This is a genomic window from Actinomadura opuntiae, from assembly GCF_030283205.1.
Taxonomy (GTDB): Bacteria; Actinomycetota; Actinomycetes; order Streptosporangiales; family Streptosporangiaceae; genus Spirillospora.
The window spans coordinates 172462-199461 of sequence record NZ_JASNWF010000006.1; the positions used below are offsets into that span (position 1 = coordinate 172462).

Below are 27000 nucleotides of genomic sequence, written 5' to 3' on the forward strand. Positions count from 1 at the left end.
GGTGTTCAGGTGCCGGTGATGGTGATGGAGAGGGCGGTGCCCGCGCCGGCGAGTGCCTGGGCCTGTGCGCGGTCGGTCGCGAGGACCACCAGGGCGCCCTCCTGGCCGCTTTCGTCGTGCGGCCGGGGGACGGTCACCACGGGGACGCCGGACACGACCACGCGAGCCTCTGCCCACCGGTCGCCCTCGCGGGGCAGGTCGGAGCCGGCGGACGGCGGCCCGGCCAGCACGTCGACGCGGTCGCCCGAGTGCAGGAGGCGGGCGCTGCCAGCGTCGGCGATCCGGACGGGCGCGGCGACCGTGCCGGGGCCGTAGCCGCGCAGGAGCCCGTTGCCGACCAGGCGGGCGTCGGTGAGCGGCTCGCCCCGCCGCATCGGGCCGGCGAGGACGCGTCCGGCCGCGCCGGAGCGCACCGCGCCCGCCGGGACGGCCGGCGGCGGCAGGTCGAGGGCGCGCAGGTCGGCCGTGCCGAGCGCGGTGCCCGCGGGCAGGTCGCGGGCCGCGGCCAGGACGCGGACGGACGGCGCCGCCCCCGGCCGCAGCGCGGTGAGGGCCAGGCCCGCGGCGGCCGCGGCGAACAGTGCCGCCAGCGGCCGCCGCAGCCGGGCCGCGCGTGCGTTCACGGCAGCTCCAGCGGCAGTTTCATGCCGTCCAGCACCGCGGGGCAGGCGCAGTCGCGGTCGGCGGGCAGCGCCTTGACCACGTCGGCGACCACGCCGCGCAGCCGGCCGATGTTCTCGCCGAACACCCGGAGCACCTCGTCCATGGTGACGCCCTCGCCCTCCTCGATGCCGGCGTCGAGGTCGGTGACGAGGCAGAGCGGCGTGTAGCAGAGCGCCAGCTCGCGGGCGAGCACGGCCTCCGGGTGGCCGGTCATCCCGACGAGCGTCCAGCCCTGGCGGGCGAACCACTGGGACTCGGCCCGGGTGGAGAAGCGGGGCCCCTCGATGACGACGAGGGTGCCGCCGTCGACGGGCGTCCAGCCGGCGGCGTTCGCGGCCTCGACGGCGGTGCGCCGGCCCGCCGGGCAGTAGGGGTCGGAGAACGAGACGTGGATCGCGGCGCCCTCGTCGTAGTAGGTCTGCGCGCGCCCGGACGTGCGGTCGACGAGCTGGTCGGGGACGGCGAGCGTGCCGGGCCCGAGGTCGGGGGTCAGGGAGCCGACCGCGCTGGGCGCGAGGACCTGCCCGACGCCCAGCGACCGCAGCGCCCACAGGTTGGCGCGGTAGGGGATCTTGTGCGGCGGGAAGCGGTGGTCGCGGCCGTGCCGGGGGACGAACGCGACGCGGCGCCCGGCGAGCTCGCCGACGGCGATGGGGTCGCTCGGCGGGCCGTAGGGGGTGTCGACGCGTACTTCCTCGACGTCGTCGAGAAAGGAGTAGAAACCGGAACCGCCGATGACCGCGATCTCGGCCGTGGGCTGGGAGTTGGTGGACATGACGCCGACACTAACCAGCCCGCGCCGCCCGTGGCGGACCTGCCGCCGATTGTGGATAACTTCATGATCGCCGGATGCGGAGGAGGGGCCCGGCGCTCCGCCGGGCCCCTCCCGAATCCGTCCGCCCGGCGTCAGCCGACCCGGTCCAGGACCCGGGACCGGTCCGCGGACGCCTCGCTCCTGGCGAGGCGGCCCGGCGCCCAGATCCGCCGTCCGAGGTCGTGCGACAGGGCGGGCAGCAGCAGCGACCGGACGACCAGCGTGTCGAACAGGACGCCGAACGCGACCACGAAGCCCATCTCCACCATGGACACCAGCGGGAGCGTCGCCATCGCGCCGAACGTGGCCGCCAGCACCACGCCCGCGGACGTGATGACCCCGCCGGTGACGGTGAGGCCGCGCTGGATGCCGCGCCGCGTGCCGAGGGCCTGCGACTCCTCCCGCACCCGGTGCATGAGGAAGATGTTGTAGTCGACCCCCAGCGCTACCAGGAACGTGAACGCCTGCAAGGGGAACCCGGTGTCAGCGCCCGCGAACCCGAAGCCGTGCCGGAAGATGAGTGCGCACGCGCCGAGCGAGGCCAGGAACGACAGGACGACGGTGCCCATCATCAGCAGCGGCGCCACCAGCGCGCGTAGCAGCAGCACCAGGATGATGAAGACGACGCCCAGCACGATCGGGAAGATGACCTTGTTGTCGCGTACAGAGGCCCGCTTGGTGTCCAGGGATATGGCGGTGATACCGCCCACCTTCGCGTTCGCGGACGGGACGGCGTGCACAGCGTCCCGGAGCCGGTCGATGGTCCGCTCGGCCGCCTTGCTGTCGGCAGGGGCCCGCAGAGTCGCCTCGTACATCACCAGCCCGTTCGCACGGGCGGGCGGGCCGACCTGGGCGACGCCCGACGTGTGCTCCACCGCTGCGGCGACTTGAGGCGCCGCGGACGCCTTGGCCATGACGACGGCCGGAGAGCCGGATCCGGCGGGGTAGTGCCGGGCCACGGCCTCCTGCCCGACGATCGAGTCGGGGCGTCCGGTGAACTGCTCGGCGTAGGAGAGACCGTCGGCCTTGAGGGAGCCCAGGCCGAAGGTAAGGCCGACAAGGAGGACGCCCGTGGTGAGCCACACCAGGCGCGAGCGCCTGGCGACGAGGCCCGCGATGCGCGACCAGACGCCGTGCTCGGCCTCGTACGCCTCGGGCGCCAGGTACTTGGCGTCGTAGCGCGGGACGAGCGGCCAGAACACCCAGCGGCCGAAGATGACGAGGAGGGCCGGCAGCAGGGTGACCATCGCGCCGAGCGCGGTGAGGACGCCGGCCGCGGCGACCGGGCCGAGTCCGGCGGTGGAGTTCAGGTCGGCGAGCAGCAGGCACAGCAGGCCGGCGGCGACGGTGGCGGCGGACGCGATGACGGCGGGTGCGGCGCGGCGCAGCGCGAACGCCATGGCCTCGTGCCGGTCCTCGTGCCGGTGCAGTTCCTCGCGGTAGCGGGCGACGAGCAGCAGGGCGTAGTCGGTGGCGACGCCGAACACCAGCACGGTCATGATGCCGGAGCTCATCCCGTTGACGGTCAGGTCGGCGTACCTGGCGAGCAGGTACACGACCGACTGGGCGAGCCCCAGGGCGAAGACGGCGCTGAGCACCGGGATGAACCACAGCACCGGGCTGCGGTAGATGATCAGCAGCAGGGCGATCACGACGATTCCGGCGGCCATCAGCAGGAAGCCGTCGAGGCTCTGGAACACGCCGAACTGGTCGGAGCCGGCGCCCGCGGGCCCGGTGACGTGCGCGGACAGCCCGGGCGGGCCCCGCTTGACGATGTCGCGGGCCTGGTCGACGGCGTCGGTCACGTCGTCGTTGCCGACCGGGACGAGGGTCTCCAGCGCCCGGCCGTCCTTCGACGGGATCGGGCCCTGCGCCTTCTCGGCGCCGGGGAGGCGCTCGAAGGCCGCCACGTCGGCGGAGGCCTTGGCGCGGTCGGCGGCGGTGATGCCGCCGGTGCGCTCGTAGACGATGACCGCGAGCAGCGTCTCGTCCTTCTGGAAGGCGTCCTGCTCCTTGACGACCCGGGTGGACTCCGCGCTGGCCGGCAGCCAGGACGCCGCGTCGTTGTCCTCCACGTCGGTGAGCCGTCCGGCGAGCGGGCCGAGGGCGGCCAGCAGCACGATCCAGACGGCCAGGACGGCCCACTTGCCGCGGCGGCCGGCGATCAGCCCGGCGAGCCGCCGGGCCGGTGTGCTGGGGGGAGCCTGGCTCTGTGCGCGCATGGTCGATCTCCTGAGAGGTGCGGCGAACTCGCGATATGACGCGATGACTTGCTCTCGCCTAGAGTCTCTCGAACTCGGAGATAAAGCAAGTTATATCGCGAAATCTCGGGGATCCCTCAGGGTGCGCCTCGGGGTCGGCTCAGGGGTGCGACCAGGAACGGCCAGGAAACGGCGAAGGCCGGAGGGACCCTGCTCGGGTCCCTCCGGCCTTCGTGAAGCGCGGCGGTGTGTGGGGCGTGGCCCCGGAAGGTCAGGCCACCTTCTCGGACGAGGACGACTTCGCCGAGGAGCCGGACGACGAGGACGAGGAGTCGCTCGACGACGAGGCCGTCGAGGAGGACGAGTCGGACTTGCTGCCGGCGTCGCCGCCCGACGAGCCGTTCGATCCGTTGGACGAGCTCCCCACGGTCGAGGACGACTTGCTGGAGCCGCGGCTGTCGGTGCGGTAGAAGCCCGACCCCTTGAAGATGATCCCCGCGGCGGAGAAGACCTTGCGGAGCTTGCCGCTGCACGCCGGGCATTCGGTCAGCGCGTCGTCGCTGAACTTCTGCACGACCTCCAGAGGCTCGCCGCACTCGGTGCAAACGTACTGATACGTCGGCACGGTTCCTCCTCGCTGACTCAGCCCGGAGCCGTCCCGGACTGGCACTCACTCTAGATGACTGCTAATGGTACCCATCAGTGCAACAGGATGCGCCGCGGGTCTGTTCCCGAGCGCCGCGTGCCCCCTGTGGCACCTGACCACGGACCCTATGTGCCCGTCTCGCCGAACCAGCCGGCCAGCTTCCCGCGGCGGCTGATGGCGCGCAGCCGCCGCTCCGTGGTCTCGCGCACGGCTTCGGTGGTCACGACCAGCAGCGTGTCGCCGTTCTGCAGGGGCGTGGTGGGTTCCGGTACGAAGCTCGATCCGTCCCTTACGACGAGGGTGACGGACGCCCCGGCGGGCAATCGGAGCTCGAAGATCTCCACCCCGCTCAACATGGAGTCGGGTGGGATGCGGACTTCGAGCAGGTCCGCATGGAGCTCCTCCAGGGGTGCGGCCTCCACGTCCAGTTCGCGGGTCTGCTCGTCGCTCTTCAGCCGGCACCAGCGCGCGACCAGCGGCAGCGTGGGGCCCTGCAAGAGGGTGAACACCACGACGATGTTGAAGACGATGGAGAAGAGGCGATCGGCGCTCGGCACGTCCTTCACCATCGGGATCGTGGCCAGCACGATGGGAACGGCTCCGCGTAGGCCCGCCCATGAGGCGAACACCTTCTCGCCCCACGACAGCTTGAATCCGATAGAGGACAGGACGACCGAGATAGGGCGCGCTACGAGCAGCAGGATGAACCCGATGACGAGCGCAGGGACGATCTGGCCGGGCAATGCGCTGGGGGAGGCCAGTAGGCCCAGCATCACGAAGAGCCCGATCTGGGCCAGCCATCCGATGCCTTCGGCGAAGCCTCTCGTGGCCGGACGATGCGGTAGGCGCGCATTGCCGAGCACGAGCGCGCTCACATAGACGGCCAGGAAGCCGCTCGCATGCAGCAGCGTGGCGGCGCCGTAAGAGCCGACCGATAGCGACAGCACCGCGATCGGGTAGAGGCCGGAGGCCGGGAGGGCGACGCGCCGCAGCGCCTGCGCGCCGAGCCAGCCGATCGCGAAGCCGAGCAGGCCGCCCGCGGCCAGCTCGTAGACCATCACGCCGAAGAGCTCGGCCAGGTTGGGGACGCCGCCGTGCTTGGTGCTGAGCGTCACCACGATGATCACGACGGGCGCGTCGTTGAAGCCGGACTCGGCCTCCAGCAGCCCGGTCAGCCGGGACGGCAGCGGAAGCCGGCGCAGCACCGAGAACACCGCGGCGGCGTCGGTGGGGGCGAGCACGGCGGCCAGCAGGAACGCCGGGCGCCAGTCCATGCCGATCAGCCACATGGCGGCGAGCGCCACCACGACGATGCTGATCAGGGTGCCGATGGTGGACACGCTGAGCGCGGCGGGCACGGAGGGCCGCACGTGGCGCCAGTTGGTGGTGAGACCGCCCTCGGCGAGGATCAGGACGAGGGCGGCGAGGCCGAGCGTCTCGGCCAGTTCGGCGTTGTCGAAGTTGATGTGGAGGGGACCGGACTCGCCGATGAGAAGGCCGAGGCCCATGTACGCCAGCAGGGTCGGCAGGCCGGCCTGGTGCGACAGCCGGACCGCGACGATGGCGCTGAGTACGAGCACGGCCCCGAGGAGTAGCCAGATGTCGAGCTGCACATCCCACCCTTCGGGGTCGTCAAAGTTGAACTTTTAGCAATACTACAGAATCGTGTGTCAAATGCACATTTGCGGTTGATGAACGGGATGCCTAGAACGCCTGCTATCTCCGCCTGACCTGCGGGTCCACCCCGTTGACGACGTTGTGCACCGGATGTCCCTGGACGGCCCGCGTGAGGTTGTCGAGCAGCATCGTCACGATGTTCCGCTGCGACTGCGTCGTCCCGCCCGCCGCGTGCGGGGACAGCAGGACGTTCTCGTGCGCGCGCAGAGGGTGGTCGGCCCGCGGCGGCTCCTCGTCGAAGACGTCCAGGGCCGCGCCGGCGAGCCGTCCCGACTCCAGTGCGGCGAGCACGGCGTCGTCGGGCGCGATACCGCCGCGCGCCACGTTCACCAGCAGCGCCTTGTCCGGGAGCAGCGCGAGACGTTCCGGGCCGATGAGGCCGCGCGTCTGGTCGGTGAGCGGTAGCGCGAGCACAAGGATGTCCGAGGTGGCGAGCAGATCGTCCAGTTCCCTGTACGTCGCGGACACCGATGTGCGCGGACGCCTCGTCCAGTAGGAGACCTCGCAGCCGAGCGCCTGGAACAGACGCGCCGCCTCAGCACCTATGGCCCCGAAGCCAACGACGCCTACGCGCTGCGCGTGGATCTCCCTCGTCCCGCGCGCCAGCAGCTCCGCCTGCGGCCATTCGCCGGCGCGCACATGGCGGTCGCCCCAGACGAGATGGCGGCACAGTGCGAACGCGGCGCCGACCGCCCATTCGGCCACTCCGCGCGCGTTCGCACCGGCGGTGTTGGCCAGCGGCACGCCGGCCTCCGCGAGAGCGGCGCCGTCGATGCTGTCGGTCCCCACGGCGGGCATCTGGACGAACGCCAGGTGCGGGGCCGCGGCGACGGCCTCGGCGTCCAGTTTCAGCTGTGCGCTGAAGTCGCCGATGACCAGTTCCGCCTCCGGGAGCGCCGCGAGGAGCCCGGCGCGGTCCCTGGTCTGCGGGAACGTCACCTCCATGGCGTCGCCGAACGAGCCGAACAGGCCGCGCACGATGTCCTCCCCGAGCGGGGGCAGGGAAAGGATCCGCCACGGCGCCGTCATCTCGAACCTCCTGGTGAGCCTCACATCGGACCGCGGTCCCCGAAGCCGCGATCTTGCCGGATACTCACCCTATGCGGCCGTCCGATACTGGCCAGCGAGCCAGGTCCTGCTAACCGTCGCGCCAGAACTGCATGACGGCCGGATACGCCCGCCACCTCGACCGGACGGCATCCTCGGCCGGATTCCTCTCCACCGAACACCGCCCGGAACCTCAGGCGAAGCGCACCAGCCCTTCGCCCGGAGTCGCCGCCGCGCGCACCCGTTGGTCGTGCGGTTCGGACGGCAGCTCGTCCACGAGCTCGGCGTCGTACACCAGCCCGACCGTCAGGATCGCTGGCCCCACGCGGGCGAGCGCCCGGTCGTAGGAGCCGCCCCCGCGGCCGAGCCGCATCCCCGAACGGTCGATCGCGACCGCGGGCACCAGGACGACGTCCGCGCTGGCCACGGCCTGCGGGCCGCGCGGCGGCTCGGTCGGCTCCAGGCATCCGCGCGGGCCGGGCGCCAGCGAGTCGGGGCCCTCGTAGGACGCCCAGTCGAGATCGCCGTCCGGCAGCAGGCGGGGCAGCAGCACGTACGCGCCGCGCTTCCACAGCCCGAACAGCAGGCTCCGGGTGTCCGGTTCGGTGCCGACCGAGACGTACGCGGCGATCGTGCCCGCCATCTCGATCTCGGGCACCGGCAGCAGCGCGTCGCGCAGCGACCGGCCCCCGGCGGCCCGCTCCTCGGCGGTCATGGTCGCGCGCCCGGCCAGCATCCCGGCGCGGAGGTCGGTCTTCGAAACGATGTCGTGCACGCTGTTGTCCTCGCGGATGACTAGGGTCTTTCCATGGTCGACATTGCACCCGTACTCAAGGCCGTGGTTCCGGCGGCGGGCCTCGGTACTCGATTCTTGCCCGCCACGAAGGCGACGCCAAAGGAAATGCTGCCCGTCGTCGACAAACCGGCGATCCAGTACGTCGTCGAGGAGGCGGTCGATGCCGGCCTCAGCGACGTCCTGATGATCACCGGGCGCAGCAAGCGGTCCATCGAGGACCACTTCGACCGGGCCTACGAGCTGGAGGAGGCCCTCAACGCCAAGGGCGACACCGAGCGGCTGGCCGCCATCCGCGAGTCCGCCGACCTGGCGACCATGCACTACGTCCGGCAGGGCGAGCCGCGCGGCCTCGGCCACGCGGTGCACTGCGCCCGCCAGCACGTCGGCGACGAGCCGTTCGCGGTGCTCCTCGGCGACGACATGATCGACGCCCGCGACAAGCTGCTGCAGCGGATGATCGAGGTGCGCGGCCGGTACGGCGGCAGCGTGGTGGCGCTGATGGAGGTGGAGCCCGACCAGGTGTCCGCCTACGGCTGCGCGGCCATCGAGGCCACCGGCGAGGACGACGTCGTGCGCATCTCCGACCTGGTCGAGAAGCCCGCGCCCGAGGAGGCGCCGAGCAACTGGATCATCATCGGCCGGTACGTCTGCGACCCCGCGGTGTTCGACGTGCTGGAGAAGACCCCGCCCGGCCGCGGCGGCGAGATCCAGCTGACCGACGCGCTGCGCACCCTCGCCGACACGGCGCCGGAGAACGGCGGCGGCGTGTACGGCGTGAAGTTCCGCGGCCGCCGCTACGACACCGGCAACAAGCTGGAGTACCTGCGGACCGTCGTCCAGTTCGCCGCGGAACGCCCCGACCTGGCGCCCGAGTTCATCCCGTGGCTGCGCGAGTTCGTCCGCACCCATGACGCCGCGGACGGCGTGGGCGGCTCCGGCGACGCGTGACGACCCGGCACACTGGGGCCAGGGGGCATCGGAAATGGGCATGAGAACGGTCGACGAGCATCTGACGGAGATCCTCGGCAGCGTCGCGGCGCTGCCGCCGCTCGACCTGGCGCTGCTGGAGGCGCAGGGGACGGTGCTCGCCGAGCCCGTCTCCGCGCCGGTCCCGCTGCCCCCGTTCGACAACTCCGCGATGGACGGCTACGCCGTCGTCGCGGCGGACGTCGCGGGGGCCACCGAGGCGGAACCGGTCACGCTGCCCGTGATCGGCGACATCGTGGCCGGCGACGCGGCCGTCTCGGCGATCCGGACGGGGCTGACCGCCCGCATCATGACGGGCGCTCCGCTGCCCGCCGGTGCCGACGCGGTCATCCCGGTCGAGTGGACGGACGGCGGCGCGGCGACCGTCCGCATCACCCGTCCTGCACCGGTGGGGAACTACATCCGGCGGTCCGGCGAGGACGTCCTCGCGGGGCAGATCGTCGTGGAGGCCGGGACGAGGCTGGGCGCGACGCAGATCGCCATGGCCGCCGCGGTGGGCCGCTCGCGCGTGGTCGTGCGGCCGAAGCCGCGCGTCGTGGTCGTCTCCACCGGCGACGAGCTGCAGGAGCCGGGCGCGCAGCTCGCTCCCGGGCAGATCTGGGAGTCCAACAGCTACATGCTCACCGCCGCCGTCGTGGAGGCGGGGGGAGTGGGCTACCGGCAGGCGACCGTGCACGACGAGCCCGCCAAGGTCATGGAGATGCTGGAGGACCAGCTCGTCCGCGCCGACGCCATCATCACCTCCGGCGGTGTGTCCATGGGCACAAGGGACGTGGTGAAGGAGGTGCTGTCCGGCACCGGAACGGTGGACTTCCACAAGGTGCGCATGCGGCCGGGTAAGCCGCAGGGGTTCGGCCTCCTGGAAGGCACGCCCGTCTTCACGTTGCCGGGCAATCCCGTAAGCGCGTACGTCTCGTTCCAGGTTTTCGTGCGTCCCGCCTTGCGCGCCATGCAGGGGCTGCCGCCCGAATCGTCTCCCACGGTCAGCGCCGTCCTGGCGGAAGACGTCAAGTCGCCCGCCGGGCTGCGGCACTTCCTGCGCGGGCGCCTGTCGTTCAACCGCGGCCACTACACCGTCGCGCCCGCCGAGACGCAGGGATCCCACCAGCTCGGATCGCTCGCCATGGCGAACGCGCTGATCACGCTGCCGGAGGACGCCGAGGCGCTGCCCGCCGGTTCGCACGTCGAAGTCATGAGGTTGCCATGAGTGCCATGGGCACCGAGTTCTCCCACCTGGACGACAAGGGCGCGGCCCGGATGGTCGACGTGTCCGCCAAGGACGTCTCGGCCAGGACCGCGACCGCGACCGGGTTCGTCCGGCTTTCCACCGAATGCGTCGCGCTGCTGCGCGCCGGCGACATGCCGAAGGGCGACGCCCTGTCGGTCGCCCGCATCGCCGGGATCATGGGGGCCAAGCGCGTCCCCGACCTGGTCCCGCTCTGCCACCCGATCGCGCTGCACGGCGTCACCGTCGAGCTGGAGATCCACGACGAGGGCGTGGCGATCCGGGCGGTGACCCGCACCGCCGACCGCACGGGCGTCGAGATGGAGGCGCTGACCTCGGTCTCCGTGGCCGCGCTCGCGCTGGTCGACATGGTCAAGGCGGTCGACCCGGCCGCCGTCGTCACCGACGTCCGGGTCGAGGAGAAGACCGGCGGCAAGACGGGCGTGTGGCGGCGGTGATCAGGGCGATGGCGGTCACCGTCTCCAACCGGGCGGCGGCGGGCGTCTACGCCGACAGGTCCGGGCCGGTGCTGGTCGAGCTGCTGGAGGACCTCGGCTGCCAGGTGGACGGCCCGGTCGTCGTCCCGGACGGCGAGCCGGTCGCCGAGGTGCTGCGGGACGCGGTCGCGCAGGCCTACGACGTCGTCGTCACCTCCGGCGGCACCGGCCTCACCCCGACCGACCGGACGCCCGAGATGACCCGGCTGGTCATCGAGCGCGAGGTCCCGGGCATCGCGGAGGCGATCCGGCTGGAGGGCCGCGACAAGGTGCCCGCCGCGATCCTGTCGCGCGGCCTCGCCGGGCTCGCCGGGCGCACGCTGATCGTCAACCTGCCCGGCTCGACCGGCGGCGTCCGCGACGGCATGGCCGTCCTCGGCCGCGTCCTGGCGCACGCCGTCGACCAGATCGGCGGCGGCGACCACCCGCGTCCCCCGGCGGGCTAGACCTGGACGACCCGGACGCCGGCCTCGGTGAAGGCGGCGACGTCGGCCTCCGCGACCGTCCCGTCGGTGACCAGCACGTCGATCCGGCTCGTCCCGCAGATGCGGGCGAACGCGCGGCGTCCGACCTTCGAGCCGTCCGCGACCACGACCACCTGGTCGGCGCGCTCGGCCATCAGCCGGTTGACGTCCGCCTCGCCCTCGTTGTGGCAGGTCGCGCCGTGCTCGACGGCCACCCCGTTGACGCCGAGGATCGCCACGTCCAGCGTCACGTGGTCGAAGATCCCGGTCGCCAGCGGCCCGGTCAGCTCGTAGGACTGCGGGCGCGGCACCCCGCCGGTCAGCACGATCTTCACGTGCGGGCGGACGGCCAGCTCGGTGCCGATGTTCAGCGCGTTCGTCACGATGGTGATCGCCGGTGAGCCGCCCTCGGCGTGCAGGTCGGCGCGGGTGGCCAGCACCCGGGCCACCTCGGTGGTCGTGGTGCCGCCGTTCAGCCCGATGATCGACCCGGGCCGGGCCAGCTCGGCGGTCGCGGCGGCGATGCGCTGCTTCTCCGTCGCGTTCCGGGCGGTCTTGTAGCGCAGCGGGAGGTCGTAGCTGACGCTCTGCGCGACCGCGCCGCCGCGCGTGCGGGTGAGCATCTGCTGCTGCGCGAGCTGGTCGAAGTCGCGGCGGATCGTCGCCGCGGACACCGCCATCCGGGCCGCCGCCTCCTCGACGCTCAGCCGGCCGGCGTCCGCGAGCAGTTCCAGCAGCGCGTTCCAGCGTTCGTGGCGTGTCATCCCGGCCCCTTTCCGGTGCGCGGACGGCCGCGCGGGACGGCTCCGGCCTGGATTCTAGCGATGCACCACTATGGTCTTTCGTGCTCGGATTTGCTATTGAACAAGCAAGAACACGCAGACAGCTGCAGAGGAGGGGCCCATGGCGGAGCGCGGCGGCGGGCACACCGAGGCCGAGATCGCGTCCCAGCCCGACCGCTGGCGGCGGGCCGCCGCGACGGCCGCGGACCTCGCGCCCGTGCTGCCCCGGCGCGGCGAACGGGTCGCGGTGATCGGATGCGGGACGTCCTGGTTCGTCGCGCAGGCGTACGCGGCGCTCCGCGAGGCCGCCGGGCACGGCGAGACCGACGCCTTCGCCGCCTCGGAGTTCCCGGCCGGGCGCCGCTACGACCGGCTGCTGGCGCTGTCCAGGTCCGGCACGACCACCGAGGTGCTGGACGTGCTGGCCCGCGTCCGCGGTACGGTGCCGACCGTCGCGATCACCGCCGACGCCGCGACGCCGGTGATGAACGCCGCCGACGAGATCGTCGTCCTGGACTACGCCGACGAGCGCTCGGTGGTGCAGACCCGCTACGCCACGACCCAGCTCGTCCTGCTCCGCGCCCACCTCGGCGAGGACGTCTCCGGGGTGATCGCCGACGCCGAGCGGGCCGTCGCCGAGCCGCTGCCCGCCGAGGCCGTCGCCGCGGACCAGTTCACCTTCCTCGGCCGCGGCTGGACGATCGGCCTCGCGCACGAGGCCGCGCTCAAGATGCGCGAGGCCGCGGGCGCGTGGACCGAGTCCTACCCCGCGATGGAGTACCGGCACGGGCCGATCGCGATCACCGGCCCGGGACGCGTCGCCTGGATGTTCGGCGAGCCCCCGGCGGGCCTCGCCGACCAGGTCGCGGGAGTCGGCGGGACGATGGTCACGACGTCGCTGGACCCGCTCGCCGACCTGGTCAGGGCGCAGCGGCTGGCCGTCGCGATCGCCCGCGCGCGCGGGGACGATCCCGACCATCCGCGCAACCTCACCCGCTCGGTCATCCTGGACGCCTCATGACGACGCTGACGAACGCCCGGATCGTCCTGCCGGACGGCGTCGCGTCCGGCACCCTGCACATCGACGGCGGGCGGATCGCCGAGACGTCCACCGGGGACACGCTCGACCTCGAAGGCCGGTACGTCGTCCCCGGCTTCGTGGACATGCACGTCCACGGCGGCGCGGGCGCCTCCTACCAGTCCGGACGTCCCGAGGAGGCGCGGCGGGCCGCCCGGTTCCACCTCGCGCACGGCACGACCACCACGATCGCGAGCCTGGTCACGGGCACCGCCGAGGAGCTGGCGAACGCCGTCGCCGGGCTCGCGGACCTCGCCGCCGACGGCCTCATCGCGGGCGTCCACCTCGAAGGCCCCTACCTCGCCCGGGACCGCTGCGGCGCGCACGACCCCGCCCTGCTGCGCGCCCCCGACCGCGCCGAGTTCGCCCGGCTCGTCCGCCTCGGCGCCGGCCACCTCCGCATGATCACCCTCGCCCCCGAACTGCCCGGCGCGCCGGACCTCGTCCGGGACGCCGCGGACGCCGGCGTCGTCGCGGCCGTCGGGCACACCGACGCGCCCGGCGACACCGCCCGCGCCGCGTTCGACGCCGGCGCCACCGTCGCGACCCACCTGTTCAACGCCATGCGCCCGCTGCACCACCGCGAGGGCGGCCCGGTCGCCGCCGCGCTCACCGACCCCCGCGTCACCGCCGAACTGATCAACGACGGCGTGCACGTGGAGGCCGCCGTCGCCCGGCTCGCCCTCGCGGCCGCACCCGGCCGCGTCGCCCTGATCACCGACGCGATGGCCGCCGCCGGCATGGGCGACGGCGACTACCGGCTCGGCGTCATGGACGTCCGGGTCCGCGACGGCCGCGCCGTCCTCGCCGACGGGACGTCCATCGCCGGCAGCACGATCACGATGGCGGACGCGTTCCGCCGCGCCGTCACCGTCCTCGGCACGCCGATCGAGGAGGCCGCCGCGGCCGCGTCGCTCGTCCCGGCCCGCGCGCTCGGCCTCGACTCGCGCACCGGCTCGCTGGAGCCCGGCAAGGACGCCGACCTCGTCGTCCTGAACGACGACATGTCGGTACGGCGCGTGATGAAGGCGGGCCGCTGGTTGTAAGGCGCCCGGTGGATTTCTCGGCCACAATTGATGGCGTCCGCATGTCCTACCAGGGAATCATGGAACCGTGGAACGATTGCGGGGATGGCCGGTCTCCCTCACCGAGGGCCCCGTCGGGTTGCGCCCGCTCCGGCACCGGGACGCCGCCGTCTGGCGTGAGCTGCGGGTGCGCAACGCCGACTGGCTGCGCCCCTGGGAACCGACCAATCCCGAGACGCCGCTGTTCCGCAGCGGTCTCGGCCCCTACCTGAGCATGGTGCACACCATGCGCCGGGAGGCGCGCCAGGGCCTCGCCCTGCCCTGGGTCGTCACCCACGAGGACCGCTTCGCCGGCCAGCTCACCATCGGCGCGGTCGTCTGGGGCTCGGCCCGCTCCGCCCAGATCGGCTACTGGGTCGACAAGCAGGTCGCAGGCCGCGGCGTCATTCCCACCGCGGTCGCCCTCGCCGTCGACCACTGTTTCTTCACCGTCGGCCTGCACCGGCTCGAAGCGAATATCCGCCCGGAGAACGCCGCCAGCCGCCGCGTCGTCGAAAAGCTCGGATTCCGGGAAGAAGGAATTCGGCGCCGCCATCTGCACATCGACGGCGCCTGGCGCGACCACATCTGTTACGCCCTGACCGTCGAGGACGTCCCGGGCGGCCTGCGCGCCCGCTGGCTGGCCGAACGCAAACAGGCATTTCCCCGGCGCACTTGAGTCCGGGGTGACTTTCGTCCCGTAAGAATCCTGCGATCGAGAAGACTCGGCAAACGGAGAGTAACGGCGGCATCGATCTCGCGACACACCGCCCCTTATGCTCGTCAACCTCTGACACCGGCTCGTACCGTGCGGGGCGTGACCCTGCTCCCATTGCACGCCCGCGCGCCGAAAGTCGGCCCGCCGATTCCGCGTGCCCTGGGACGGCCCGAGGCGGTGAGCGCGTGAGCAGCGCCGTCCTCTACCTCGCCATCGTCGCGGTCTGGGCCATCGTCCTGGTGCCCATGTGGCTGCGCCGCGACACCGAGAACGCCGGCCTGACCCGCCTCCTTCACAAGCGCGCCGACGAACTCGAGGACGAGGAGGTCGAACCGGCGGAGGAGCCCGCGGAAGAAGAGGAGACGGCGCCGCAGCGCCGTCCCGCCACCCGCGCCACCGTCATCGCCCGGCGCCGCCGCCGCACGTCCGGCCTGACGGCCCTCCTGGTGACCGTCGTCGCGCTCGTCGCGTCCGGCCTGCTGCCGTGGTGGTCCACGCTGCCCCCGGCCCTGCTGCTGGGCGGCCACCTGGCCCTGCTGCGCGTCGCCGTCGGCATGGACGCCGCCCGCCGCCGCGCCGCCGCCGAGCGCCGCGCCGCCGCGCGCGCCCGCGCCCTCGAGGCCCGCCGCGCCGACCAGTCCGCCGAACCCGCCGAGGTCATCGAGCTCGTCACCCACGAGGAGGTCTTCGACCAGTACGCCGACGACCGCCGTGCGGTGGGCGAATGACCCCGGCGTGCGCGAGCATCCCTCGAAATGCGCTAACCTTACAGAGTCCTCGGGGCTGTAGCGCAGTCCGGTAGCGCACCTCGTTCGCATCGAGGGGGTCAGGGGTTCAAATCCCCTCAGCTCCACCGAGAACTTGCAGGTCAGAGCCTGATCGGAGTCTATTTCGATCAGGCTCTCGATCGTTTGTCATCGAGGTGCCCTGTGTTGGACGCCGTCCGCGCAGCCACCGCCCGCAGTCAGCGGACCACCGCCCTACGAGGCCGCCACCGAAGGCTCCTGGGCGTCGAGCCGAATTGACTGGGCGTCGAGGCGAGTTGAGGGGCCGTCATCCGGTCGGGACTTCGGTTTCGGCGGGGTTCTCCGTCGCTTCTAGGTGTCGCGCGTGCGGAGTAGGAGACCGCCGAGCACAAGTGCGGCGGCGGCCCAGGCGGCGGTTACGCCGAGGCCGGCCCAGGGGTTGATGGGCAGGCTTTCGAGGTCAGCGGTGGCTTGGATGGCGAGGCCGGAGCTCATTGGTGCGAGCTTTTCGAGGAGGCGCTGCCACTTCGGGTTGCTGATCGTCTGGGAGAGGATCGGGACGATGTAGAGCAGGCCGAGGACGACGCCGATGCTGGTGGCGGAGTCCCGTACCGCGGTCGCGACGCCGAGGCTGAGGAGGCCGATCAGGATCAGGTAGAGGACCGTCCCGAAGACCGCGCGCAGCGTCGGGCCGTTGGACAGGGACAGGGCCCGGGCGTCGAGGTCGGGCAGGATGAGGCGCCCGGCGAGCACCGTCCCGAGGACGGCGACGGTTCCGCCGACGGCCACGACGACGGTGAGAGTGACGGCCTTGGCCGCTAAAACGGTTGCGCGCCGCGGTACCGCCGTCAGGGTCGTGCGGATCAGACCCGAGCTGTACTCCCCGCCGATGAGCAGGACCGCCAGGATGGCGACGGGAGCCTGGCCGAGGTAGACGCCCGTGAGGGTCAGCTTGGTCGTGTCATCGCCGCAACCGTCGGCGGTGCAGTTCGCTATCGACGTCGCGGCGGCGCTCAGGGCCACTGTCGTCGCGACCGTGCCGAGCAGCAGCCATAGCGGGCCCGCGACGGTCCGCATCTTCGTCCATTCCGCGTGCAGCGCGCGTTTCATGCGTCCCTCTTGCTGAGCAGGACGGCCGCGGCGGCCAGGCTCGCGACTGCGTAAGCGGCCAGGACGGCGAATCCTGCCCACGGCGCCAGCGGGTAATAGCCGTTGTAGGGCGTGTAGTGGCTTGCTACCTGGTCGTACTCCACGAGCGTCTGCTGGACGGCGAAGGCCGCCCCCGGTGTCACCCGGGCCAGCCAGTTCGCCGCGCTTGCGGGCATGAACGGGATGGCGGTCAGGATGTAGGGCAGCACAATGGCCAGGATGACGGTGGTCACCGCGGCGGCGCTGTGCCGGAAAATGGCGCCGACGGAGAGGGCCAGGACCGAGGCGGTCGCGAGTAGCGCCGCGGTCCCGAATGCCACCCGCAGTTCCGTTGCGGACGGCACCGGGAAGATGTAGACGCCGTGGCCCCGGGCGAGCCGCTCACCGAGCGGAGTCGCGATGACCGTCCCCAGCAGTCCGGCGACGAAGGTGACGAGCCACAACACAATCGCCTTGGCGGCCAACACCCGGCTTCGCCTCGGGCTTGCGGCCAGGGTGAGGTGAATCATCTTGTTGCGGTATTCCGTGGTGATGAACAGCGCCCCCACGACGATCATCGCGATCAGCGCGGCGAACGTGCCGGTGAGGATGTCCCGAAGGGTGCCGCCGGTCGGCAGGGTCTCGCGGACGGCGGGTGCTATGTCGCCGGCGCCGGTCACCGCGAACCGGCCGTCCGATTCCGTGACCGAACCCGACGTGTTGTCCGGGTAGCCGGCGAAGGTGGGGGATTCGGCTCCCACCTGGTCACCGGTCCACCTGCCACCGGCCCAGCCTCCCTGGAAACGGAGGTCTTCGAAGACGGCCGTCGACACGCTGCCGGTCGTCCCCATGCCTTCCATGGCGGGTGGAGACGCTACGAACAACCCGACTTGCGCGGTCGGCCCGAGCCCGTCCACCCGCGCGGTGCCCACCTTGGTCCAGTGCGTGCCGTCGGTGGAGGCATAGCCGGTGATCGTGTCGCCCGAGCGGTCCAGTCGCAGCCTGCGCGGGGACGTGGCGGAGACGGGGCCGGGCCTGTCGTTGACGTAGCCGTCCTGCATTCGCACGCCGCGGTCGCCGGTGACCATGATCGCCGCGTAGGGCGATCCCTGGTGAGTGTTCTGCTTGATGATGAGGCCGGCCTTCGCCCACGGCACGGTGCTGGGCCGCAGGTCTCCTGGGCCCTTGGGAATGCTGCTCTTGAGCGCGGAGACCGAGACGGTGATGCTGCCGTTTCCGGAAAGCGGCTGGTGCACGAAGTAGAAGCTGTCGGTGACCGGCTCTCCGCCCGGTCCGATCGGAACGGGTGACGAACCTCTCTGATCGCTGCTGACCCCGGCGAGGGCGGCGAACAGCAGCAACAGCAACGCTGCTGCCACCATGCCGATCAGCCAGCCGCGGACGGTTCGGAATTTGGTCCATTCCGCGTGCAGTATCTGGAGGAAACCGTCCCGTCCGACGCATCGGCTAGGCACGGCAGGAGTCACCGTGTCACCTCCATGGACGTGGCACGGAACTCGACCGCCTCGCGGGTGAGGTCCAGGTAGACGTCCTCAAGGGTGGCGCGGTGGGCCGATACCTCGGAGAACGGCACCGCGCCCTGGCTGAGCAGCGTCACGATCCGATCCGCGGGCAGACCCGAAACGGTGATGGTGTCGCGCCCGGCGGCCGCAACGGTCGCGCCGGCATGCGCGAGCACCCTCATCGCGTGGGTCCCGGCCGTGGTCCGTACGGCCACCCGGTTCCCGGAGGCGGCCGCGATCAGGTCGGCCACGCCGGCGTCGGCGATGGCCTTCCCGCGCCCGGCCACGACGAGGTGATCGGCTGTGTCCTGCACCTCGCTCATCAGGTGGCTGGACACCAGGACGGCGCGGCCCTGAGCGGCCAGCGACCGCAGGAAGCCGCGCATCCAGACGATGCCGTCGGGATCCATGCCGTTGAACGGCTCGTCGAGCATGATGATCTGCGGGTCGCCCAGCAGGGCCGCGGCGATCCCGAGCCGCTGCCGCATCCCCAGCGAGTAGCCTCCGGTCTTGCGCCGGGCGACCGAGGCCAGCCCGACCTGCTCGATCACCTGGTTCACCCGCCGCGCGCCCAGGCCCTGCGAATGCGCCAGCCACAGCAGGTGGCCGTGTCCGCTGCGGCCGGCGTGCAGCGACGCCGCGTCCAGCAGCGAACCGACATGGTTCAGCGGGCACCGAAGATCGCGGTATGGCTTCCCGTCGATGAGAGCAGTGCCTTCATCGACCGAGTCCAGGCCGAGGATCACTCGCATCGTGGTGGATTTTCCGGCCCCGTTCGGCCCGATCAATCCGGTCACCACACCCGGTCGGACGGTGAAGGACATGCCGTCGAGAGCGAGGGCCGAGCCATACCTCTTGCGCAGTCCGGCGACGACGATCCCCGGGGTGCTCATTGCGGCGCGCTTACGGTTCGTAGTGCAATCATGCCGACGGTTGTACGCAGCACCCGGTTCCAGCCCGGTCGCAGCGGCTGCGACCTGGTTGAGACCGTGGATCTGGCATCGTCAGAGCATGGCCCCTCGATCCGGCAGCCGCCCAGCGGGCACGACGACCGGCGGTGCGTGGCGGTGAGGGTCCTTGTCGTCGAGGATTTCGAGGTTCTCGCCCGCTCCATCGGAACGGGGCTGCGCCACGAGGGCATGGCCGTCGACGTCGTCCTTGACGGGATCGCCGCCCTCGAGCGCTTGGCCGTCACCCGCTACGACGTGGTGATCCTCGACCGCGACGTGCCCGGCGTCCACGGGGACGAGATCTGCCGACGACTCGCCAATGGCCGCTGCGAGACCCGCGTCCTGATGCTCACAGCGTCCGGCACGATCGAGGACCGCGTCCACGGGCTCAGCCTCGGCGCCGACGACTACCTGCCCAAGCCGTTCGCGTTCGCCGAACTGGTCGCCCGCGTCCGCGCTCTGGCCCGCCGCGCCACCCCGCCGCTGCCGCCCACGCTGGAAAGCGGGGACATCACTCTCGATCCGGCCCGCCGCGTCGCGTTCAGGGCAGGCCGACGCCTCGAGTTGAGCCCCAAGGAGTTCGCCCTGCTCGAATGCCTGCTCGCCGCGTCCGGCCTGGTCATCTCCGCCGAGGAACTGCTCGAACGCGTCTGGGACGAGGCCGCCGACCCCTTCAGCAGCGCCGTCAAGCACACCATGCACCGGTTGCGGGCCAAGCTCGGCGAGCCGCCCGTGATCGAGACCATCCGCGAAGGCGGCTACCGCATCGGATCGCCATGACTCCCCGGCAGCTCGCCAGAAGATCCCTGCAGACGCGGCTCGCACTCGCCTACGCGGCGGGCATCTACACCGCCGGGGTCTTCGTGCTCGTCCTCGTGCTCGTCCCACTCGTCAGCGTCGACGCGGCCACGCCCAAGGGGCGGCCCTCATCGGGCGTGACCACCGGAGCCGGGCGCGGGATCAGCCTGGCCCAGCTCCTCACGGGATCCGCCATCGCCTTGATCATTCTGGTTCCCGTCGCCCTGGCCCTTGGCTGGTTCGTCGCCGGCCGGTTCCTGCACCCGCTGCGCTCCATCACCGCCACCGCCAGGAACATCTCCGCCGGTGACCTCCACCGACGCCTCGACCTCGGCGAACCCGCGGACGAGCTGACCGAGCTCGGCCGCACCCTCGACGACCTGTTCTCCCGCCTCCAAGCCTCCTTCGACGCCCAACGCCACTTCGTGGCCAACGCTTCCCACGAACTGCGCACCCCTTTGGCCGGCCAGCGCACTCTCCTCGAAGTCGCCCTCGCCGACCCCGACACCGACAACGACACCCTGCGCTCGGCCTGCCAGGAGGCCCTCGCCCTCGGCGAACACCAGGAGCGACTCGTCCAAGCACTGCTCGCCCTCGCCACCAGCGAACGCGGCGTCGCCCGCTGGGATCGCCTCGACCTCGCTCAGGTCGTCGAAAAAGCACTCGCCCTTCGCCGCGACCGAGCAACGGAGAGAGGCATTGACATCACCGAGCACCTGACGCCCGCAGTGACGGCCGGAGACCCGAAATTGATCGAAAGCCTCGTCACCAACCTCATCGACAACGCAATCCGCCACAACCACGCAGGCGGCCACGTAGAAATCACAACCCGGACCTCCGGCGCGGAGGTTCTTCTCAGAGTCACCAACAGCGGACCGGTCGTTCCCGGCGACCAGATCCAGCGCCTCTTCCAACCCTTCCAAAAGCTGGCGCCTGACCGTCAAGGACGCCGCGACGGCTACGGTCTCGGCCTCGCCATCGTCAACGCGGTCACCCAAGCCCACCACGCCACCCTCACTGCCGACGCCCGCACCGAAGGCGGCTTGCACCTCGCCATACGGTTCAACTCCCAGAACGCCTGAGCCGCCTTCTTCTTGGTCGCCAGAATTCTACAAGCGGTCCCTGTAGGTCGAGCGGACCATCGTGATGACGCCGACGCCCGTTCAATCGTCAGTTATGGACTTCGACCTCGGGTGCGCCATGGTCGGCGAACCAGCGTTTCAGCTCATCGCCGTTGATCAATTGAGGTGACGTTGTTCCGACATCGACCGGCCCGCTGACATGACCGGTTGCGCCGTCAAGACGCGAATCCGCCATGCGGACCTCCAAAAGGGCGGCCGAGCTCGTGGGCCCGCCGAAGTCGCACGCTCGCAGGTCGGCACCGCGCAGGTCCGTTCCGGCAAGCCATGCTCTCGCGAGATCGGCCCTGCGGAGATCGGCATTTCGCAGGTCGGCGTCCTCGAACTCGATTTTCTGGAGATATGCGCCAATGAGCAGCGCATTCCGCGCATCGCAGGCTCGCCCCTGTGCCTTCCGCAGATATGCGCCGCTCAGGTCGGCGCCACGCATGTGCGCTGCTATCAGGGACGCTCCTCCAAGGTTCGCGTTGCGGAGCCTGACCTGGTCCAGGATCGCCTCGTCCAAGTAGGCAGCGGCCAGGTTGAGGCCGGACAGATCGGCGCCGGAAAAATCGAGGCCGTTGCCCGCGAGAGGTCGACTTACGATCCGGGGGTCCTCGGGAAGATCGTCGAGGTAGGTCTCCAAAGCTTGCTTCGCGGCCATATCGTGCGGAAACGCGACAACGTCACCCCGAGTACGTCCGAAGTTCTCACTCATGGTTTCCATATTACCCTCCCATGCCACTCTGGATGGGCGGCGACCACTTGCTTCAAGGTGCTGGCCCGCTCCGGTGTCATGCCGATCGGGTCAATAATCACATTGTGCCCTTCGCCTATTTCTTTGCTTACCATTCTGGTGAAGCGCTCGATTGATTGGGGCTTTGGGATCGCCTGGCCTGGATTGCGCCCGTAGCTCGGCTGGACATCTGGAGAGCTCTTGACATCCCAAAAATTTCCCGTTGCATCGACGAATTCGCCTTGGTCTCTTCCTGCCGCGTCGAATGGAGCCCGCTTGATAGGGCCGGGCAGGAGGCCGTCCCGTTCCAGTTGCAGGCCGACTTCTGCCTCGCGCTCCGTCTTGGCCGTGATCTCGCCACCGTGGGCAGGGTCCTTCGCCAGTTCCGTCAGCCGAGCCCGATACTCGGGAGTGCCCGGTACGAGGCCGAGCCGGCGTTCCGTGGCCTCGATGTCCTTGCCGAGCGCCCTGCCGACCGTCTTGTCGAAGGCGGCTTGGACGGCTTTGACGACTTTGGTGTCGGCGGTGGCCTTGAGGAGGTCGGCGAGGATCTTGCGGAGGGCCCAGCGTTCGGCGATGCCGGCGACGCGGCTGAGCATGTAGGCGCCGACGCGGGACAGGATCCTGCCGAACAGTTTGCGCAGCAGGCCGGAGACGGCGCCGGCGCCGAGCAGAAGGATGATCTCGGCGATGTGCTCGCCGGTGACGATGCGGGTGGCGTCCCGGGTGGCCTGGGCGTACTCGTGGCATGCGTTGGCCAGGGCAGTGCACATCGACTGCAGGCCGGACAGGATGGTGGACGTGTCGCCGGGTCGGTACAGGGTGGCCCAGTAGTTGGCGACGGTGGTGTGTTCGGCGTTGTCGGCCGGGTCGAGGATGGTGGTGATCGTCCAGTTCAGCCACGAGGCGACCTGACCGATCTCGCGGGCGGCCTCCGCCCAGGCGTCGCCGGTCTGATCGAACATGTCCGGGTTGCCCTGCGGCCAGTCGTTGGAGGTGCCGAGCAGATCGTCCACCCAGCCGGGCAGGTGCGGTACCGCGTGGCGGATGAGCGGGACGGTGGTGTTGGGCGCCCAGCTCATCGCCCCGATCACCGACGGGGGCGCGGCGGCCACCGCGAAGTTCTGCGACACCGGATGCGGCGGGAAGCGCCGTGGCCCGCCGCCGGGGCGGTCGGCGCGGGAGTGATGATCGGCGGCCAGGTGATTGTTGACCGTCTGGGTGAGGCCGAGGGAGGTGCCGCCCAACGCCTCGATCGCCTTGTGGAATGCCTGGTAGGCCGCCTTGGCTGCCGGGTCGTACAAGGCGGCGAACTGGTGGGCGGCCTTGTCGAAACCGGCCATGCCCGACGAATGCGCGGACAGCTTCTGCGACAGGGTCGTGTACGCCCTGATCAGGTCCTGCTGGCCGATCGCGAAGTTGGCCGCCGCACGGTCGACCGTCTCGGGCGTGATATCAACCCGCGCTGGGACGGGCGAGACCGGATCCGGTGGTGGGCTCATGGTGGATTCCACATGCCGTGGTTCGCATGGAGGGAGGTGTGGAAGTTGCGCCGTGCCCGGGCGACGTACCGATGCAGCTCGTCCACCTGACGTGCCATATCGCGTGCGGCCAGCATCCATTCGCGATGGGCCTGTTCATAGGCCGCTCGCGCCTCTCCTGACCAGGCGGCTAACGACGTTCGTAGATCGCCGTCCAGACGATCCAACTCTTTTTCCAGCCGCTCGTACGCGCGCCGGAGATCGGCTTCCCCTCTCTCCAGCGCCGCCAGCTCCGCAAGGATTCGATCGGCCACGACAGCAGGCTAATGGCGCAAACGACGATTTTCCCAACATGTTTCGTTTCGCGCGGACGATGCGGCAAGGCCAGTACTCGTCGCGGGGGCGGTGCGGCCCGGCTGCGTCCGGATCGGTCCGCACGTCACCGGGCCTCGCTAGCGTCGTATAAAGCGGCTTCACGTGGGATGCGCGATGTGGACGCACATGGCGTGGCGCGGACGCTTCATCCCGGTGAGACTGCCCGCCGGTGGCCGGTTGCGGTCGTACGCGGCGCTGTGCGACGCCGTCGAGGGCTGCACGATGTTCTACGCGACGTCGCCGCACCGTAAATGCTGTGGGTTGCGGCAGGTTCTGGGCGTTCTGGCCGACCACCCGAACGGCGTCGGCCAAAGACATCGCCCTGGCCCTCGATTCGCCTGCCCCTTCGGTTTGGAGATCGGGGCCTCGTCACCGTCTGCGAGATCAATCGGCTTCGTTGCGACGCCGCGAGGTGTTTTACCGAGAGTTGCCCGGACGCTGGCCGCGACACATTGTCCCCGTCCTTACGTGCGGTTACTTTTCGAATTTGAAGGGTCGCTTCATGTGACCGAAGGTCAGGGAATCGGGGGAACATGTCGATCAGGCGTTTCATCGGCGGCGCCGTCGCGCTGGGTGCGGTCGCCGCCGGGGCGGTCGGCGTCGCGGGGCCGGCGTCCGCCGCCGCGCCGGCCGCCGCCGTCGCGGTCCAGGACGGGCACGGCAAGCACGGCCACGGGCACGGACATGGCCACGGGCATGGGGATGGCGCTGCCACGGCGCCGGAGCGGGTGCTGTCGAACAGCGCGCTCGTCCGCGCGTCCAGGGAGTTCGTGGAGTCGGCCCGCCGGCACGGGAACCAGCGCGTCACGATGGTGATCATGGAGCGGGCGGGCACCATCCGGCTGGTCGTCCGGACGCGCGAGGCGGGCCCGCAGACCTACGTGTCCGCCAAGGCCAAGGCGTACACCGCCGTGGCGTTCGGTCAGCCCACCAGCGCTCTGTCCGGGAACGAGACGATCAAGCAGATCCCGGGCACGCTCACGCTGCCCGGCGGCGTCCCGGTCATCTACAAGGGGTTCCCGATCGCGGGCATCGGGGTGGGCGGCGCCCCGGACGGCCGGATCGACGAGGCGATCGCGAACGACGTGCTGGCGGCCATCGGCCGCTGACCCGGCCGGACGGTCGCGGATTCCGGCCGGGTGCCGCCACGAGCACCGCACCCGGCCGGACCGCGCACCCACCGGCCCGCCCTCCGGCCCCCTCTGCAGCCGGTGGAACCGCTAGCTGCCCAGGTCCAGTGGTCGGCGGATCGCCGCACCAACCAACTCCTGGGCGCGGATCATTGCGGCATCGGCCTGGTGGGCCAGCTCGTCGTTGCGCGGCTCGTTGATGGACTGGGCGACTCGCGAGGCGCAGTCCTCGACCGCTGCCGCCCCCTCGCGGGTTAGCGTCCTCGCCGCGAGCTTCTGCACGGTTCGTGCCGCATCGCGGTATCGGCGGCCTGCCTGACGCAGCGTGTCCTCGTCGCGGTCGCGGTCGAGGCGGGCCTCGACCCTGCTGCGGTTCCCCTTGTATTCGACGGCGGCCTGGTAGTGCTCGATCAGTGCTTCCTGGAGGGCCAGCAGGGTGTCGCGCTCACCGCATTGGGAGGGCATCCGCGAAAGCCCGCCCGGTGCGTTGGCCGGGCGTTCAAGGCGACCCGCCGCGATTTCCAAGGTGATGGCGATTTCCCCGCGCTGGGAGGGCGGCTGCCCGGGGGAGATCAGTTCTCGCGTGTCCAGGCGGGTGTGATACGCACCTCGCGGATTCGCCAGCCCGCCGGCGTACGGACTGAGGTGTAGTGCTGTCGCAGGCCGCCGGTGAAATGGGGTGCCTGGCCGTCGCGGTAGTAGTACACGATCGAGTTCGCCGAGACGGCCGCCTGGTCGCCGTCGACGTCCACCAGGAGCTCGGCGGTCGTGTGGTGGGTGTGCTGTCCCTCGACCTCACTCCGTCGCATGAAGTCGACGACCCTGCCGATGCCGCGGAGGTCGTCCCCGCGCGGCGAGTGCACCGCCACATCGTCGGTGAAGACGGTGTCCGCGTCCTCCCATCGCTTCTCGTCGAGTAGACGCGCGAAGCGGGTGCACAGGTCGGCGATCTCGATGCGGTCGGCGACGAGGGTGCTCGTGGTCATGATTGTTCTTTCGATTGGCCGCCCACGGGATGGAGGACTCTCATGTTCGAGCGTCCCGCCACTGTCACCGAGACGTCTTTCGGGCCGCTGGAGTACCGGCTGGAAAAGCGCGGGCCGTCTACCGTTCTGATGCTGCACGGTGGGCATATGCGGGCGAGTCTGCCGCTGGGGGAGGAGGTGTTCGCCGAGGCTGGATTTTCGGTGCTGGCACCGTCGCGGCCTGGGTACGGCCGCACGCCGTCGGGCACCGGGACGTCTCCCGCCCGGTTCGCCGATGCGGTCGTCGAGCTCTGCGCTGACCTGGGCATCGAGCGGCTGGCGGCCGTCGTCGGCCAGTCGGCGGGCGGCCCGACGGCGGTGACCCTCGCCTCCCGGCACCCCGACCTCGTCGAGCGCCTCGTCTTGGAAAGCGCCGTCGGCTTCCTTCCTTGGCCCGACCGCCGCACCCGCTTGGGCGGACGCCTGGTGTTCTCTCCGGGCGTCGAACGTGTCAGCTGGGCGTTCGTCCATGGTCTCGTCCGCCGGGCCCCGCAGGCGGCGTTGCACCTGTTGCTGCGCGACCTGACCACCGGTCCGGCCGATGGGCTTGTCTCCGAGTTGTCCGCCGAGCACCGCGCGCTGCTAGTGGAACTCTTCGCGCGGATGCGTTCGGGGTCTGGCTTCACGACGGATCTCCGCTGCATGGCCCGTCCCGGCAAGGTCCCTCCGGTCACGCAGCCGACCCTGGTCATCGCCGCTCCCAGAGACGGCGCCGTGCCCTTCGCCCAGGCCGAGGCGCTGGTCGCCGCAATCCCCGGCGCGCGGCTCCTCATCAGTGCTGCCCCGAGCCACTTCATCTGGTTCGGCGACGACTATCCGGCAATCGTCGCCGCCATCACCGACTTCCTCGCGGGCAATTGGAGAATGCTTGGGTGAGCCGACCGAGAATCCGCGTCGCGGCCTACGTGATCAGGCGTCGTGCTGTCGCTGAACTCCTGGTGTTCGATCATGTCGGCCTGCCTGAGGCGGGAACCCAGGTGCCCGCTGGTGGTGTCCATCCGGGTGAAGGTCTTGAAGAGGCGGTCTTGCGTGAGGTTGCTGAGGAGACCGGTTTGGTCAGCGCGTCGGTGGTCCGGCGGGTAGCGGTGGAAGACAGGCCTCATCCCGACACTCACCGGCCTCGGAGGACCACCTTTTTCCAGTTGGAGGCGCCCGCGTCCATGGCGGACAGTTGGTGTCACACCGTCCGTGGCGATGGCGAGGATGTCGGCTTGATGTTCGCATGTCGTTTTCTGCCGCTTCCTCTTGGACAGCCGCTCGCAGATGATCAGGACGCCTGGCTGGGGCATATCGACCCCGGCTGGACGACGGTGCCCGGCATTCCCCGGTGA

At 70.8% G+C, this 27000-nt stretch carries 29 protein-coding genes, 1 tRNA gene and 1 pseudogene; 15 read left to right on the plus strand and 16 right to left on the minus strand.

The features are described 5' to 3' along the window. Nucleotides 1-5: 5 nt before the first annotated feature. The 7 genes from QP089_RS14575 to QP089_RS14605 all read right to left on the minus strand — a co-directional run bounded on the left by QP089_RS14575 (nt 6) and on the right by QP089_RS14605 (nt 7823). Nucleotides 6-623 carry an RcpC/CpaB family pilus assembly protein gene (locus QP089_RS14575; protein WP_285912114.1) on the minus strand — a complete coding sequence of 206 codons (618 nt, stop codon included), beginning with the start codon at nt 621-623 and terminating at the stop codon, nt 6-8. Further along, complete coding sequence (locus tag QP089_RS14580; RefSeq protein ID WP_285912115.1) at nt 620-1438, minus strand: S-methyl-5'-thioadenosine phosphorylase; 819 nt, start codon at nt 1436-1438, stop codon at nt 620-622. The genes QP089_RS14575 and QP089_RS14580 overlap by 4 nt, the downstream gene beginning before the upstream one ends. Nucleotides 1439-1569: 131 nt before the next feature. After that, entirely contained in the window at nt 1570-3699 is a 2130-nt protein-coding gene (locus tag QP089_RS14585; protein ID WP_285912116.1) for an MMPL family transporter, read from the minus strand. Nucleotides 3700-3949: 250 nt separating this feature from the next. Further along, a complete protein-coding gene (locus QP089_RS14590) occupies nt 3950-4303 on the minus strand; it encodes an FmdB family zinc ribbon protein (protein ID WP_285912117.1) in 354 nt (117 codons plus the stop codon). Between the two features lie 146 nt (nt 4304-4449). Further along, nucleotides 4450-5937: a potassium/proton antiporter gene (locus QP089_RS14595; RefSeq protein ID WP_285912118.1), complete on the minus strand. Its 1488-nt coding sequence runs from the start codon at nt 5935-5937 to the stop codon at nt 4450-4452. A 103-nt stretch (nt 5938-6040) separates the two neighbouring features. Beyond that, nucleotides 6041-7030 (minus strand): NAD(P)-dependent oxidoreductase, encoded by a 990-nt coding sequence (locus tag QP089_RS14600; protein ID WP_285912119.1) that lies wholly within the window; start codon nt 7028-7030, stop codon nt 6041-6043. Nucleotides 7031-7241: 211 nt separating this feature from the next. Beyond that, nucleotides 7242-7823 carry a 5-formyltetrahydrofolate cyclo-ligase gene (locus tag QP089_RS14605; RefSeq protein ID WP_285912120.1) on the minus strand — a complete coding sequence of 194 codons (582 nt, stop codon included), beginning with the start codon at nt 7821-7823 and terminating at the stop codon, nt 7242-7244. A 33-nt stretch (nt 7824-7856) separates the two neighbouring features. Here QP089_RS14605 and galU point away from each other — a divergent pair, with 33 nt between their 5' ends. From galU to QP089_RS14625, 4 genes are read left to right on the plus strand one after another with little or no spacing between them, the layout of a single operon-like run. Further along, a complete protein-coding gene (gene galU, locus QP089_RS14610; protein WP_285912121.1) occupies nt 7857-8792 on the plus strand; it encodes a UTP--glucose-1-phosphate uridylyltransferase GalU in 936 nt (311 codons plus the stop codon). Between the two features lie 40 nt (nt 8793-8832). Then, nucleotides 8833-10038: a molybdotransferase-like divisome protein Glp gene (glp, locus tag QP089_RS14615; protein ID WP_285912122.1), complete on the plus strand. Its 1206-nt coding sequence runs from the start codon at nt 8833-8835 to the stop codon at nt 10036-10038. Beyond that, entirely contained in the window at nt 10035-10514 is a 480-nt protein-coding gene (gene moaC, locus QP089_RS14620) for a cyclic pyranopterin monophosphate synthase MoaC (RefSeq protein WP_285912123.1), read from the plus strand. The genes glp and moaC overlap by 4 nt, the downstream gene beginning before the upstream one ends. Nucleotides 10515-10522: 8 nt before the next feature. Then, nucleotides 10523-10999: a MogA/MoaB family molybdenum cofactor biosynthesis protein gene (locus tag QP089_RS14625; protein ID WP_285912390.1), complete on the plus strand. Its 477-nt coding sequence runs from the start codon at nt 10523-10525 to the stop codon at nt 10997-10999. Here QP089_RS14625 and QP089_RS14630 read toward each other — a convergent pair. Next, nucleotides 10996-11781 (minus strand): DeoR/GlpR family DNA-binding transcription regulator, encoded by a 786-nt coding sequence (locus tag QP089_RS14630; protein ID WP_285912124.1) that lies wholly within the window; start codon nt 11779-11781, stop codon nt 10996-10998. The two genes, QP089_RS14625 and QP089_RS14630, sit on opposite strands and share 4 nt — an antisense overlap. A gap of 139 nt (nt 11782-11920) precedes the next feature. On the opposite strand from QP089_RS14630, the gene QP089_RS14635 reads away from it, so the two are divergent. The 5 genes from QP089_RS14635 to QP089_RS14655 all read left to right on the plus strand — a co-directional run bounded on the left by QP089_RS14635 (nt 11921) and on the right by QP089_RS14655 (nt 15512). Beyond that, on the plus strand, nt 11921-12820 hold the full coding sequence (locus QP089_RS14635) for an SIS domain-containing protein (protein WP_285912125.1): 900 nt from the start codon (nt 11921-11923) through the stop codon (nt 12818-12820). Then, a complete protein-coding gene (gene nagA, locus QP089_RS14640) occupies nt 12817-13923 on the plus strand; it encodes an N-acetylglucosamine-6-phosphate deacetylase (protein WP_285912126.1) in 1107 nt (368 codons plus the stop codon). Before QP089_RS14635 ends, nagA begins: the two co-directional genes overlap by 4 nt. Before the next feature lie 76 nt (nt 13924-13999). After that, the gene (locus QP089_RS14645) at nt 14000-14620 is read left to right on the plus strand and encodes a GNAT family N-acetyltransferase (protein WP_285912391.1); all 621 of its coding nucleotides are present in this window, start codon (nt 14000-14002) and stop codon (nt 14618-14620) included. A gap of 224 nt (nt 14621-14844) precedes the next feature. Beyond that, the gene (gene sepX, locus QP089_RS14650; RefSeq protein WP_285912127.1) at nt 14845-15387 is read left to right on the plus strand and encodes a divisome protein SepX/GlpR; all 543 of its coding nucleotides are present in this window, start codon (nt 14845-14847) and stop codon (nt 15385-15387) included. A gap of 51 nt (nt 15388-15438) precedes the next feature. Next, nucleotides 15439-15512: transfer RNA gene (locus QP089_RS14655), tRNA-Ala, on the plus strand. Nucleotides 15513-15756: 244 nt separating this feature from the next. On the opposite strand, the gene QP089_RS14660 is transcribed toward QP089_RS14655, so the two are convergent. The 3 genes from QP089_RS14660 to QP089_RS14670 are packed head-to-tail and all read right to left on the minus strand — an operon-like array spanning nt 15757 to nt 18949. Beyond that, on the minus strand, nt 15757-16515 hold the full coding sequence (locus tag QP089_RS14660; RefSeq protein WP_285912128.1) for an ABC transporter permease subunit: 759 nt from the start codon (nt 16513-16515) through the stop codon (nt 15757-15759). Continuing rightward, nucleotides 16512-18020: an ABC transporter permease gene (locus QP089_RS14665; protein WP_285912129.1), complete on the minus strand. Its 1509-nt coding sequence runs from the start codon at nt 18018-18020 to the stop codon at nt 16512-16514. Before QP089_RS14665 ends, QP089_RS14660 begins: the two co-directional genes overlap by 4 nt. Further along, the gene (locus QP089_RS14670) at nt 18017-18949 is read right to left on the minus strand and encodes an ATP-binding cassette domain-containing protein (RefSeq protein WP_285912130.1); all 933 of its coding nucleotides are present in this window, start codon (nt 18947-18949) and stop codon (nt 18017-18019) included. Before QP089_RS14670 ends, QP089_RS14665 begins: the two co-directional genes overlap by 4 nt. Before the next feature lie 174 nt (nt 18950-19123). Here QP089_RS14670 and QP089_RS14675 point away from each other — a divergent pair, with 174 nt between their 5' ends. Both QP089_RS14675 and QP089_RS14680 read left to right on the plus strand, forming a co-directional pair. After that, nucleotides 19124-19786 (plus strand): response regulator transcription factor, encoded by a 663-nt coding sequence (locus QP089_RS14675; RefSeq protein ID WP_285912131.1) that lies wholly within the window; start codon nt 19124-19126, stop codon nt 19784-19786. Continuing rightward, nucleotides 19783-20886, plus strand: coding sequence for a sensor histidine kinase (locus QP089_RS14680; protein WP_285912132.1), 1104 nt, complete (start codon nt 19783-19785; stop codon nt 20884-20886). Before QP089_RS14675 ends, QP089_RS14680 begins: the two co-directional genes overlap by 4 nt. An 88-nt stretch (nt 20887-20974) precedes the next feature. On the opposite strand, the gene QP089_RS14685 is transcribed toward QP089_RS14680, so the two are convergent. Genes QP089_RS14685 through QP089_RS14695 form a run of 3 tightly spaced genes read right to left on the minus strand, consistent with a single transcriptional unit; the run spans nt 20975 to nt 23453 of the window. After that, nucleotides 20975-21640 (minus strand): pentapeptide repeat-containing protein, encoded by a 666-nt coding sequence (locus QP089_RS14685; protein ID WP_285912133.1) that lies wholly within the window; start codon nt 21638-21640, stop codon nt 20975-20977. Further along, nucleotides 21637-23160: a WXG100-like domain-containing protein gene (locus QP089_RS14690; RefSeq protein WP_285912134.1), complete on the minus strand. Its 1524-nt coding sequence runs from the start codon at nt 23158-23160 to the stop codon at nt 21637-21639. The genes QP089_RS14685 and QP089_RS14690 overlap by 4 nt, the downstream gene beginning before the upstream one ends. Further along, nucleotides 23157-23453: a WXG100 family type VII secretion target gene (locus tag QP089_RS14695; protein WP_285912135.1), complete on the minus strand. Its 297-nt coding sequence runs from the start codon at nt 23451-23453 to the stop codon at nt 23157-23159. Before QP089_RS14695 ends, QP089_RS14690 begins: the two co-directional genes overlap by 4 nt. A gap of 163 nt (nt 23454-23616) precedes the next feature. Here QP089_RS14695 and QP089_RS49120 point away from each other — a divergent pair. Both QP089_RS49120 and QP089_RS14700 read left to right on the plus strand, forming a co-directional pair. Continuing rightward, a pseudogene (locus QP089_RS49120) lies at nt 23617-23754 on the plus strand (DUF72 domain-containing protein); the annotation flags it as partial. Nucleotides 23755-24047: 293 nt separating this feature from the next. After that, entirely contained in the window at nt 24048-24623 is a 576-nt protein-coding gene (locus tag QP089_RS14700) for a GlcG/HbpS family heme-binding protein (RefSeq protein ID WP_285912136.1), read from the plus strand. Between the two features lie 111 nt (nt 24624-24734). Here the strand turns inward: QP089_RS14700 and QP089_RS14705 are convergent, their stop codons facing one another. After that, a complete protein-coding gene (locus tag QP089_RS14705; RefSeq protein WP_285912137.1) occupies nt 24735-25169 on the minus strand; it encodes a hypothetical protein in 435 nt (144 codons plus the stop codon). 47 nt (nt 25170-25216) lie between these two features. Beyond that, nucleotides 25217-25630 (minus strand): nuclear transport factor 2 family protein, encoded by a 414-nt coding sequence (locus QP089_RS14710; protein ID WP_285912138.1) that lies wholly within the window; start codon nt 25628-25630, stop codon nt 25217-25219. Between the two features lie 42 nt (nt 25631-25672). Here QP089_RS14710 and QP089_RS14715 point away from each other — a divergent pair, with 42 nt between their 5' ends. Continuing rightward, the gene (locus tag QP089_RS14715; RefSeq protein ID WP_285912139.1) at nt 25673-26545 is read left to right on the plus strand and encodes an alpha/beta fold hydrolase; all 873 of its coding nucleotides are present in this window, start codon (nt 25673-25675) and stop codon (nt 26543-26545) included. After that, the gene (locus tag QP089_RS14720; protein ID WP_285912140.1) at nt 26542-27000 is read left to right on the plus strand and encodes an NUDIX hydrolase; all 459 of its coding nucleotides are present in this window, start codon (nt 26542-26544) and stop codon (nt 26998-27000) included. Before QP089_RS14715 ends, QP089_RS14720 begins: the two co-directional genes overlap by 4 nt.

Excerpts from the sequence above, each read along its gene's own strand:
- glp (WP_285912122.1), top strand. The coding sequence starts at position 8,833 with ATGAGAACGGTCGACGAGCATCTGACGGAGATCCTCGGCAGCGTCGCG.
- QP089_RS14585 (WP_285912116.1), bottom strand. The coding sequence starts at position 3,699 with ATGCGCGCACAGAGCCAGGCTCCCCCCAGCACACCGGCCCGGCGGCTC.
- QP089_RS14685 (WP_285912133.1), bottom strand. The coding sequence starts at position 21,640 with ATGAGTGAGAACTTCGGACGTACTCGGGGTGACGTTGTCGCGTTTCCG.
- QP089_RS14670 (WP_285912130.1), bottom strand. The coding sequence starts at position 18,949 with ATGAGCACCCCGGGGATCGTCGTCGCCGGACTGCGCAAGAGGTATGGC.
- QP089_RS14635 (WP_285912125.1), top strand. The coding sequence starts at position 11,921 with ATGGCGGAGCGCGGCGGCGGGCACACCGAGGCCGAGATCGCGTCCCAG.
- moaC (WP_285912123.1), top strand. The coding sequence starts at position 10,035 with ATGAGTGCCATGGGCACCGAGTTCTCCCACCTGGACGACAAGGGCGCG.
- QP089_RS14630 (WP_285912124.1), bottom strand. The coding sequence starts at position 11,781 with ATGACACGCCACGAACGCTGGAACGCGCTGCTGGAACTGCTCGCGGAC.
- QP089_RS14680 (WP_285912132.1), top strand. The coding sequence starts at position 19,783 with ATGACTCCCCGGCAGCTCGCCAGAAGATCCCTGCAGACGCGGCTCGCA.
- galU (WP_285912121.1), top strand. The coding sequence starts at position 7,857 with ATGGTCGACATTGCACCCGTACTCAAGGCCGTGGTTCCGGCGGCGGGC.
- QP089_RS14580 (WP_285912115.1), bottom strand. The coding sequence starts at position 1,438 with ATGTCCACCAACTCCCAGCCCACGGCCGAGATCGCGGTCATCGGCGGT.
- QP089_RS14715 (WP_285912139.1), top strand. The coding sequence starts at position 25,673 with ATGTTCGAGCGTCCCGCCACTGTCACCGAGACGTCTTTCGGGCCGCTG.
- nagA (WP_285912126.1), top strand. The coding sequence starts at position 12,817 with ATGACGACGCTGACGAACGCCCGGATCGTCCTGCCGGACGGCGTCGCG.
- QP089_RS14710 (WP_285912138.1), bottom strand. The coding sequence starts at position 25,630 with ATGACCACGAGCACCCTCGTCGCCGACCGCATCGAGATCGCCGACCTG.
- QP089_RS14700 (WP_285912136.1), top strand. The coding sequence starts at position 24,048 with ATGTCGATCAGGCGTTTCATCGGCGGCGCCGTCGCGCTGGGTGCGGTC.
- QP089_RS14600 (WP_285912119.1), bottom strand. The coding sequence starts at position 7,030 with ATGACGGCGCCGTGGCGGATCCTTTCCCTGCCCCCGCTCGGGGAGGAC.
- QP089_RS14625 (WP_285912390.1), top strand. The coding sequence starts at position 10,523 with ATGGCGGTCACCGTCTCCAACCGGGCGGCGGCGGGCGTCTACGCCGAC.
- QP089_RS14660 (WP_285912128.1), bottom strand. The coding sequence starts at position 16,515 with ATGAAACGCGCGCTGCACGCGGAATGGACGAAGATGCGGACCGTCGCG.
- QP089_RS14690 (WP_285912134.1), bottom strand. The coding sequence starts at position 23,160 with ATGAGCCCACCACCGGATCCGGTCTCGCCCGTCCCAGCGCGGGTTGAT.